Source organism: Paenibacillus sp. LS-5 (assembly GCF_056121505.1).
In genome coordinates, this window is sequence record NZ_JBWAVA010000091.1 from 1 (window position 1) to 260 (window position 260).

General features: G+C 60.4%; 1 protein-coding gene. It reads right to left on the reverse strand.

Going from position 1 to position 260, the window contains the following annotated elements:
* On the reverse strand, nucleotides 1-260 hold a 260-nt coding region (locus tag AC0MA3_RS26585), incomplete at both ends, for a ParA family protein (RefSeq protein ID WP_474658358.1).

A 260-nucleotide genomic window follows, 5' to 3' on the forward strand; every position in this document is an offset into this window, starting at 1 on the left:
ACCACCTGGTTCGACAGATTGTTCCGCGAGTCGAACATGGTGAGCACGATGCCGTGGATCGACAGGTTCGGATTGAGCGTCGAGCGGACCTGCTCCACGGTCTGCAGCAATTGCGACAGACCTTCGAGCGCAAAGAACTCGCATTGCAGCGGCACCAGGATCGCGTCGGACGCCGCCATCGCGTTCACCGTGAGCAGGTTGAGCGAAGGCGGGCAATCGATCAGCACATAGGTGTAGTCGGCCTCGGGCGAGACGTTGTT